Source organism: Roseomonas rosulenta (assembly GCF_016106005.1).
GTDB classification, from domain to species: domain Bacteria; phylum Pseudomonadota; class Alphaproteobacteria; order Acetobacterales; family Acetobacteraceae; genus Neoroseomonas; species Neoroseomonas rosulenta.
On the sequence record NZ_JACADR010000263.1, the window covers coordinates 1 to 6,175 of the forward strand.

Below are 6,175 nucleotides of genomic sequence, written 5' to 3' on the forward strand. Positions count from 1 at the left end.
CGCCGGCCCGGCCGCTGCCGCGGCCTCCGCGCGCGGTCCCGCCCGCACCGAGGCCCCCGACCGCCGCACCATGATCATCGGCAAGGGCATCAGCCTGCAGGGCACGGTGACCGAGGCCGAGAAGCTGGTCATCGAAGGCACCATGGAAAGCCAGCTGCTGCAGGCGCAGGAACTCGTCATCAGCCATTCCGGCGTCTTCAAGGGCGAGGTCCAGGTCGAGGATGCCGAGATCGCCGGCGTCTTCGACGGCACGCTGACCGTCAATGGCAGCCTGACCATCCGCGCTACCGGGCGCGTTATCGGCGTGGCGCGGTCGCGCCGGCTTTCGGTCGAGGATGGCGGGCAGCTTTCCGGCAAGATGGAGATGATCACCGGCGATGCCCCGGCCGCCGCGGCGCCCCGCCTGGCACCGGTGCCGGTCCCCGCGCCGGCCCGCAACACCGAGCCCGCCGACGCCTGACCACCCGGCGCGGGCGCGCCCGATGTCCGGACTGCGCCCGGCCCTGCTGCTGCCGCTTCTCGCCCTGGGCTGCGCCACGGACAGGGGCGAGGAGGCGGAGGCCTTGATGCAGCAAGCGCTGTTCTCGACCCAGGCGAGCCTGGCGCTGGCCGGTGGCGGTGCCCCTCCCCGTGTCATCGCGCCCAGCAATCCGCACGATGCGGGACCGCCGCCGGGCGCGGCCCGCCAATCCGGCACGGCCTTCGGCGGGACCCCCGCACCGGCCATGCCCGCCGCCATCCCGCCCGCCTTGTCGCCCGGGCCGCGCCAACGCGGCAGCGCGCCGCCCGCCACGGCCCATGCGCTGATGGGCACCGGGGCGGAGCAGCTTCGCCGCATGCTCGGCGAGCCGGCGCTGCGCCGCGCGGAGGGTGAGGCCGAGATCTGGCTTTACGAGGCTCCGTCCTGCCGGCTCGACATCGTGCTGTATCCGCAGGGTGGATCGCTGGTGGTGGCGCATGCCGCGGCGCGGGCGCATGGCGCGGCGCAGGGCGTGACCGAGGCGTCGTGCCTTTCGGCCATCGCGACCGCCCCGGCCACCCTGCCCTGGGGCGAGCCGGGGCGTCGGGCGTGATCCGGCCGGGATGAGTCTTCCGGCGATTGTGATCATGCGCGACGGGACAGCCGGGCGGGCGGGCACGCCGCGCGCCTCCAGCATGACACACGCCCCGCGCGCCTCCAGCATGACACACGCCCCGCGCGCCTCCGGCATGACACACGCCCCGCGCGCCTCCGGCATGACACGCGCCCCGCGCGCCTCCGGCGCGACCAACGCCCCGCGCGCCTCCGGCGCGACCAACGCCCCGCGCGCCTCCGGCGCGACGCCCCCATCATGAGCGCCTGGCTCGACGCCTTCGTGCCGGCCTTCGCGCTGCTCGCGCTGGGCGCGCTACTGAAACGCCGCCTGCTGCGCGACGATGCCGTCTGGGCCGGGATGGAGCGGCTGATCTACTGGGTGCTGCTCCCCTCGCTCATCATCGCCGCGCTGGCGCCGCTCGATCTCGCCTCGCTTCCGCTCGGGCGGATCGCCGGCGCCATCTGGGGCGCGCTGGCGCTGGGCACTTTGGCGGCCGTGACGCTCGCGCGCGCGCTCACGCTGCCGCATCCGGCCATGACATCGGTGCTGCAGGGCGGCATCCGCTTCAACAACCTGATGGGCTTCGCCATCGTCGGCGCGCTGTTCGGCGCCGAGGGCACCGGCTTTGGCGCCGTCGCCACCGGCATCATCGTGCCCTTCGTGCAAACGGTCACGACGCTGGCCTTCGCCTTCGACGGCCAGCGCGGGCCGCCGCGGCCGCTGGCCATCCTGCGGCAGCTGGCGCTGAACCCGCTGCTGCTGGCCGTGGCGATCGGCTTCGGCATCGCGGCACTCGGCGGGCTGCCGGCGGGGCTCGCACCCACGGTGCAGACACTGGGCCGCGCCTCGGTCGCGCTGGGCCTGCTGTGCGTAGGGGCGGCGCTGTCGCTGCAATCCTTCTCCGACCGCGTCGGCGTGCAGGCGGCAACGGGCGTGCTGAAGCTGGTCGTGATGCCGGCGGTGACCTGGGGGCTGTGCACGCTGTTCGGCGTGCCGCCGCTGGCGACTGCGGTGGCCGTCATCTTCATGGCGCTTCCGACGGCGGCGACGTCCTACGTGATGGCGCGCGCGCTGGGCGGCGACGCGCCGCTGATGGCGGCGATCACCACCACGGAGCACATCGCATCGATCATCACGCTGCCGCTATGGGTAATGCTGGTCGCGCCGTAGCGGCGACGGCGCGCTACAGCCCCAGCAGCGCCGGCAGCGCGATCATCTCCGCGAAGGGCTCGGCGCCATGCGCGGCCAGCACGCCGGCCGGCGTCTCGTGCGCGAAGCCCAGCACGCGGCAACCGGCGGCGCGGCCAGCGCGCACGCCGGGCACGCTGTCCTCGATGACCACGCAGTCCTGCGGCGCGGCGCCGCAGGCGGCCGCGGCGGCTAGGTAGATGTCGGGCCAGGGCTTCGGACGATCGACATCCTCGAAGGAGAAGACACGCTCGGCGAACACCCTGGCGAGGCCGAGCGAACGCATCTTCGCCATGAGCTCCACACGTCCGGAATTCGACGCCACCGCGACCGGCAGGCCGGCCGCCGCCACGGCGCGCACCGCCTCCGCGGCGCCAGGCATGGGCGGGGTGCGGCGCGTCATCTCGTGGGCGATCAGCGTCGAGAGTTCCTCGACCCAGTCCGCCGGCAGTGGGCCGACCCGCGCCTCGATCCGCGGCACCATGTCGGGCAGCGCCAGGCCGAGGAAGGTCTCGCGCGACTGCGCCGCGGTCATCGGCCAGCCGAGCGCGGTGAGCTGCTCGGCGACCAGCGTGTTCACCATCATCTCGGTGTCCGCCAGCACGCCGTCGCAGTCGAACAGGACCGCGCGCGGGCGGGTCACGCCGGTTCCTTCACCCTGGCCCGCGTCTCGGCGCGCACCTTGGCATGCGGGCAGTCGCCATGCTGCTTCGGGCATTGCCGCCCGCCGGCGAAGGAGCACAGCGACCGGCCGGACCCCAGCGCGCCGCGCGCGAGCTCGGCCAGGGCCGCGATGAAGGCCGGGTCGCTGTTCTGGGCCGGGACGCGGAAATAGCCGGGAATGCCGAGATGCTCGGCCTCCTCGCGGTATTCCACGTCGAGCTCGACCAGGGTTTCGGAATGCTCCGACACGAAGGCGATCGGGCAGATCAGGATCGCCACCTTCTCCTCGGCCGCGCGCTCGATCTCGTCCTCGGTGGAGGGGCCGATCCATTTCTGCGGCGTCACGCGCGACTGGTAGCAGACGATGTGATCGAGGCCGTCGATCTCGAGCCGCTCGACCACCGCCGCCACGGTGCGCTCGACCTGCCACTGGTAGGGGTCGCCGGCGGCGACGATGCTCTCCGGCAGCCCATGGGCCGAGAACAGGATGCGCAGCTTCACATCGGCGGGCAGCTCGGCGCGCGCCTTCGCGTAGGCCTCCTGCACCAGCCGCGCGGTGGCGGCGGCGAAGCCGCCGTCGGAATGCCAGCAGCACAGCGTGGTGGTGGGCACCGACAGGCCGATCTTCCGGCAGGCATCCTCCCACGCGGCGACGGAACTGCCGGTGGTGGTAGTGGAGAACTGCGGATAGAGCGGGAACAGCAGAACCTCGTCCGGCGCCCAGGCCTTCACCGCCTGCGCGGCCTCGTCCGACAGCGGGTGCCAGTAGCGCATGGCCACGAAGGACCGCACCTCGATCCCCGGGTCGCCGGCCATTGCGCCATCAAGAGCGCGGCCCTGTTCCTCGGTCAGTTCGAGCAGCGGGGAACGGCCGCCGAGCACGGCGTAGTTCTCCATGGCGGGCTTGGTGCGCCGCCAGGCGATGAGGCGCCCGAGCCAGGGACGGATGAAGCCCGGCACGCGCAGGATGGCCGGGTCGGTGAACAGGTTGACCAGGAACGGGCGCACGCTCTCCGGGCGGTCCGGGCCGCCCAGGTTGAACAGAACGATGGCGACGCGGCGCTTGCTCATGGCTTCGCCCGACATGCCCCGCCCCGCGCCCGCGTCAAGGCCCCGGGTCCCTTCAGGCATTGGCCACGGGTGCGGCGGAGGGCTGGCCGCGGCGGGTCTGCCACAGCTGCACGAAGTCGATGGGGGCGAGCAGCACCGGCGGGAAGCCGCCGTCGCGCGTCACGTCGGCGAGGATGTTGCGGGCGAAGGGGAACAGCAGGCGCGGGCATTCCACCAGCAGGACCGGTTCGATCATCTCGCCCGGCACGCCGTTCAGGGTGAAGATGCCGCAATAGACCAGCTCGGCGATGAAGGCGGTCGCGCCGGCCGTCGTCTTGGCGTCGGCGCGGATCTGCAGGGAGATCTCGTAGGTCTCCTGGCCTTCCTGCAGCCGGCGCGCCTGGACATCGAGGGCGATGTTGATCTGCGGCGCCTCGCGCATCGTCAGGTAGATCTCGGGCGCGCCGGGGACCTCGAAGGAAAGGTCCTTGGTGAACTGCAGGTTCAGCACCACCGGGCCGGTGGCCGGTGCGGCGGCGCCATTGGCGCCTGGCGCGGGCGAGTTCTGCTGTTCGGACATGTCGGGGCCTTTCGGAGCGGGCGCGGCGGCGGCATCGTTCGGTGGGGCGGCGGTTAGCACGCGGGATGGGGCTGCGGCAAACCGGTGCCTTGCAGGTCGCGGATGACCGTCGCGCCGCCGGCCGTCGAGCGCCTAGGCTGGCGGCGGAACGGCACCGCGCAAGGGGGCCGCCAGGGAGGACACAGCATGACGCCAACCGCAACCGGCCGCCGAGCCGTGCTCGTTGCCGCAGGGGCGCTCGCCGCGCCGCGCGCGCTCACCGCGCAGGAGGGCTGGCCCGCCCGGCCGGTCCGCTACATCAACCCCTATGCCGCGGGCGGGCCGACCGACACGCTCTCCCGCCAGCTCTGCCAGAAGATGGCGGAACTCTCGGGCCAGCAATTCGTCGTCGAGAACCGCACCGGCTCCGGCGGCATCGTGGGCAACCTCGCGATCGCGCAATCGACGCCGGATGGCTACACGCTGGGGCTGGGTGGCATCGCGACGCATGCCATCGCCCCCACGCTCTATGCCCGCCTGCCCTTCGACCCGCACCGCGACTTCACCTTCACGACCGGCATGTGGCAGTTGCCGAACCTGCTGGTGGTGAACAACGATATTCCGGCCCGCACGGTGCCGGAGCTCATCGCGCACCTGAAGGCGAATCCGGGCCGGTACAGCTATGCCTCGGCCGGGTCGGGGACCACGCTGCACATCTCAGGCGAGTTGTTCCGCACCATGGGGGGCGTCGAGATCACCCACATCCCCTATCGCGGCAGTGCGGCCGCCTATCCCGACATCATCGCAGGGCGGGTGCACATGATCTTTGACAACATCCCCGGCGCGCTGGCGCAGGCGCGCGAGGGGCGGGTGCGCGCGCTGGGCGTGACGTCCCTGCAGCGCAGCCCGGTGGTGCCCGACGCGCCCGCCATCGCCGAGACGCTGCCGGGCTTCGACATGACGTCATGGACCTGCCTGTGCGGGCCGGCCGGCATCCCGCGCGACGTGGTGGCGCGCATCTCGGCGCTGGCGCGCCGCGCGCTGGAAACGGAGGATCTGAAGCGCGCCTACCTCGACCAAGGTGCGACCGCCTGGCCGACCACGCCGGAGCAGATCGCCGATTTCCGCGCCGCCGAGGAAGCGCGCCTCGCGCCCATCATCCGGGCCTCGGGCGCGCGGGTGGACTGAGGCTCAGCCCTCCGGGCAGCCCACCACGACGCGCTGGAGGGTGCGCACGCCCTCCAGCGTCTGGGTCCAGCGCGGGTCGGATTGCGGCGGCGTGAGCAGCCGCGCCGCCTGTGCGAGGTCAGGGCAGCGCTGGTCGTCCGCCCCGCAGGAGACCGAGACGCCCAGCATGCGCGCGGACCCGCCATGGAAGCGCGCGCTGGCATTGCCCGGCGCATCGCGCAGCAGGGTGTCGGCCTCGGCGCGCATCAGGTCGTTGTCGGGGCAGATGCCCGAGCGCGGCGTCACGGCGCGGCGGTCGTAAAGCGCGGCGAGAAGTTCTTCCCGCCAGGCATTGCGCTCCGCCTGGGTGTTGGCCCCGCCCGCGGCCAGCGCCGCCTGGCCGGACGAGACGGCGCAGTCGCGCAGACGCGCGCGCTGGTCCTGCGGCGCGGCGGCGGCCTGGCGCCGGCAG

8 protein-coding genes are annotated in these 6,175 nt (G+C 73.1%); 4 read left to right on the forward strand and 4 right to left on the reverse strand.

Translation table 11 applies throughout. The annotated features are described in order from the left end of the window. The 3 genes from HW578_RS21470 to HW578_RS21480 all read left to right on the forward strand — a co-directional run. Positions 1 to 460: bactofilin family protein (locus tag HW578_RS21470; RefSeq protein ID WP_198372758.1), on the forward strand; the 460-nt coding region annotated here is incomplete at its 5' end. Between the two features lie 22 nt (positions 461 to 482). Beyond that, the gene (locus HW578_RS21475) at positions 483 to 1,073 is read left to right on the forward strand and encodes a hypothetical protein (RefSeq protein ID WP_198372759.1); all 591 of its coding nucleotides are present in this window, start codon (positions 483 to 485) and stop codon (positions 1,071 to 1,073) included. Between the two features lie 258 nt (positions 1,074 to 1,331). Then, a complete protein-coding gene (locus HW578_RS21480) occupies positions 1,332 to 2,246 on the forward strand; it encodes an AEC family transporter (protein ID WP_198372760.1) in 915 nt (304 codons plus the stop codon). Between the two features lie 13 nt (positions 2,247 to 2,259). Here HW578_RS21480 and HW578_RS21485 read toward each other — a convergent pair whose 3' ends face one another. The 3 genes from HW578_RS21485 to secB are packed head-to-tail and all read right to left on the reverse strand — an operon-like array spanning position 2,260 to position 4,557. Next, positions 2,260 to 2,907: an HAD family hydrolase gene (locus tag HW578_RS21485; RefSeq protein ID WP_369407946.1), complete on the reverse strand. Its 648-nt coding sequence runs from the start codon at positions 2,905 to 2,907 to the stop codon at positions 2,260 to 2,262. Next, entirely contained in the window at positions 2,904 to 3,998 is a 1,095-nt protein-coding gene (gene hemH, locus HW578_RS21490) for a ferrochelatase (RefSeq protein ID WP_198372762.1), read from the reverse strand. The genes HW578_RS21485 and hemH overlap by 4 nt, the downstream gene beginning before the upstream one ends. A gap of 52 nt (positions 3,999 to 4,050) precedes the next feature. Further along, positions 4,051 to 4,557 (reverse strand): protein-export chaperone SecB, encoded by a 507-nt coding sequence (secB, locus tag HW578_RS21495; protein WP_198372763.1) that lies wholly within the window; start codon positions 4,555 to 4,557, stop codon positions 4,051 to 4,053. A gap of 186 nt (positions 4,558 to 4,743) precedes the next feature. Between secB and HW578_RS21500 the strand changes: the two genes are divergently transcribed. Then, the gene (locus HW578_RS21500) at positions 4,744 to 5,724 is read left to right on the forward strand and encodes a Bug family tripartite tricarboxylate transporter substrate binding protein (protein ID WP_198372764.1); all 981 of its coding nucleotides are present in this window, start codon (positions 4,744 to 4,746) and stop codon (positions 5,722 to 5,724) included. A 3-nt stretch (positions 5,725 to 5,727) separates the two neighbouring features. Here the strand turns inward: HW578_RS21500 and HW578_RS21505 are convergent. Next, positions 5,728 to 6,175: hypothetical protein (locus tag HW578_RS21505; protein ID WP_198372765.1), on the reverse strand; the 448-nt coding region annotated here is incomplete at its 5' end.